Source organism: Amycolatopsis sp. NPDC059657 (genome assembly GCF_042734395.1).
In the GTDB taxonomy this organism is placed as follows: domain Bacteria; phylum Actinomycetota; class Actinomycetes; order Mycobacteriales; family Pseudonocardiaceae; genus Amycolatopsis.
The window spans coordinates 1-2,315 of sequence record NZ_JBHWEB010000260.1 but is presented as its reverse complement, the minus strand read 5'-3'; the positions used below and the strand labels follow the sequence as shown (position 1 = coordinate 2,315).

Genomic DNA, 2,315 nt, shown 5'->3' with positions numbered 1-2,315 from the left:
AAGCTCGTCATACGACGGACGCACATCCCCGGTCACGTGGTGATCATCGCAGCACCACGATCACCACGTGACAGAGACCTGACTAGTTACCCGGCAATACCACTCACGAGCCTTAGGCCTGGGTCGTCTGAGAAGCGATCCAGTCGGCCAGAACGTCCACGCGCACCGTCGTTTCGAGCTTGTCGTGCGGGCAGTCCGGCCCGCTGCTTTCGATCGACACCAGCTCTTGGCCGACGAAGTAGGGCGCGCCCGAGTCGTAGCGGCAGGCGCTGGTCATGGCCGACGGTGCCACCCCGCGCACACCGAGCGTCTTCTCGCCGATCGTGCCGACCTCGACGGTGCCCTGCTGCAGTTTCGTCGACGCCTTGGCGTCCTTTTCCGTGCTGCCCCAGCCCGCGAGTGTCAGCTTCTCGTGCACCGCGGGCACCGTCCGGCGCACGGTCAGCGGGGTCACGCCGGTGACCGGCGCGTCGAGCTGGACGAGCGCCGCCGCGCTGCCGGTGGCCTGGACGACGCGGACGACCTGGCGGGTCGCGCCCGCCGAGGCGTCGGCCTCGTCGGTGCGGCCGACCGTGACCGTGGTCGGGTAGGGGGACGGACCGGAGACGGGATTTCCTTTGAGGTCATGGAAACAGTGGCTGGACGTCAGCACCCACTGCGGCGACACGAGCGAACCGGAGCACGCGCTGGAGTACGGCGTGCTGTTGGGACGCGGAATGCCGGTCATGGTCAGCTTCGCGGCGAACCCGAACTGTCCCGGTGGCACATCGGACCCGTGCGCCACCGCGAACGCGGGTGAGGCGGTCGCGGTGACGCAGACGAGTGAGACAGCGGAAACGAGCGACCTGGCGCGCAGGACTTCCTCCTTCGACGAGCCCCTCACCGGGGCGGAAAACCTTACTCCGCACCATCGGCACGCGGCCCGGGTTTCTGGATGGCTCGATCAGGGCTTGTTGAACGGCATGCACCCGTATAGGTTGAGCAACCCGAACGGCGTCAGCGCGCAGATATGGTTGGCGTGCTTCAGATCGGTCTCGGCGCAGATCGAAATTCCGCCGAGTGTGAGCACGCAACCTGCGAAGACGTACCCAGGCTGACCGGGTACCGGCTCCGCCGAGGCAGGTGCGGCGGTCAGGACGCCCGCGGTGGCGATGGCCGCGGCGATGATGGCTGTTCTTTTCATGGCTGGCGCTCCTTTGTGGATCCGGAACTGCTGTGAGCTGGGAATACCCGGCAGGCGCGCCGGTCAACATGATCGTCGGGGGATACACCCGATCGAGCGGGCCTCCGGCTTAGAATGCGCAGCGTGACCAGGGATGCCCGAGGACTCAACGGAGCGTGGACGAAGTTCCAGCGCCACGAGTTCCCGAGCCCGTCGCCCGATCTCGCACGGTTCGTCGAGAAATTCTGGGTGGTGACCTGGGATTACGACGAGCCGTATCGGCAGCTGGTCGTGCCCTTTCCCAAGGTGCATCTGACGTTCCGAGAGGGTGCCGCCGTGGTGAACGGCGTGAGCAGCGGCCGCCGGATCAAGGTGCTCGAGGGGCGCAGCGGCGTCTTCGGGGTCGAGTTCCGGCCGGGTGGCTTCCGCCCGTTCCTCGGCGCGCCGGTGTCGTCGATCATGGACCAGGAGATCGACGCGCGCGAGGTTTTCGGAGACGTGCCAAGCGAAATCGACGTCGAGCCCGTCGAACGGTTCCTGCGCGCCCGCATGCCAGAGCCCGATCCCAAGGCCGACGAAGCCGCCGACATCGTCACGCTGATCGCGGCGCGACCGGAGATCGCCAGGGTCGACCTGCTCGCGAAGCAGTGGGGCACCAGCGTTCGCGGCTTGCAGCGCCTGTTCGCCGAGTACGTCGGGATCGGCCCGAAGTGGGTGATCCGGCGCTACCGCCTGCGCGAGGTCACCGACCGGCTGGAGAACGGCGCCGAGATCGACTGGGCCTCGCTCGCCGCCGAACTCGGTTACGCCGACCAGGCGCATTTCGCCCGCGACTTCAAGGAAATGTTCGGCGAACCACCCACGCGCTACGCCGAGCGCTACTGACCTTCGCGGGGAGGGGTCCCCGTCGCCGGCCGGTAGAACTGAGCGCGGCAGCGAACGAGCAGGGTGGGACTCGCGACGTTCGGCCTGCTGATTGGGGGTGGTGGCCGGCTGTTCGCCGGGGAGCGGGCAGCCGGCTCCCCAAGCCGGAGTCGTGAGTGTTCCCGACGGTGAGCGCCGCGAAAGAGTGACTGTGGAGGGTTTGCGGTGACGGTTGCGGGCGAGTGGTAACTCTGCTCCGTTGGATGCAGCGGAGTTACCACTCGCGGAC

The 2,315-nt window shown here is 67.4% G+C and carries 3 protein-coding genes; 1 reads left to right on the top strand and 2 read right to left on the bottom strand.

The window, feature by feature from the left end; all coding sequences use genetic code 11:
- Positions 1-112 precede the first annotated feature (112 nt).
- Both ACFV15_RS48075 and ACFV15_RS48070 read right to left on the bottom strand, forming a co-directional pair.
- Positions 113-856 carry a S1 family peptidase gene (locus tag ACFV15_RS48075; RefSeq protein ID WP_378360220.1) on the bottom strand — a complete coding sequence of 248 codons (744 nt, stop codon included), beginning with the start codon at positions 854-856 and terminating at the stop codon, positions 113-115.
- 87 nt (positions 857-943) lie between these two features.
- On the bottom strand, positions 944-1,183 hold the full coding sequence (locus tag ACFV15_RS48070; RefSeq protein WP_378360218.1) for a hypothetical protein: 240 nt from the start codon (positions 1,181-1,183) through the stop codon (positions 944-946).
- 123 nt (positions 1,184-1,306) lie between these two features.
- Between ACFV15_RS48070 and ACFV15_RS48065 the strand changes: the two genes are divergently transcribed.
- Positions 1,307-2,047 (top strand): DUF6597 domain-containing transcriptional factor, encoded by a 741-nt coding sequence (locus ACFV15_RS48065; protein ID WP_378360216.1) that lies wholly within the window; start codon positions 1,307-1,309, stop codon positions 2,045-2,047.
- Positions 2,048-2,315: the final 268 nt, after the last annotated feature.

What these genes read in the sequence shown, in the direction of transcription:
- ACFV15_RS48070 (WP_378360218.1), bottom strand. Translation starts at nt 1,183, where the DNA reads ATGAAAAGAACAGCCATCATCGCCGCGGCCATCGCCACCGCGGGCGTC.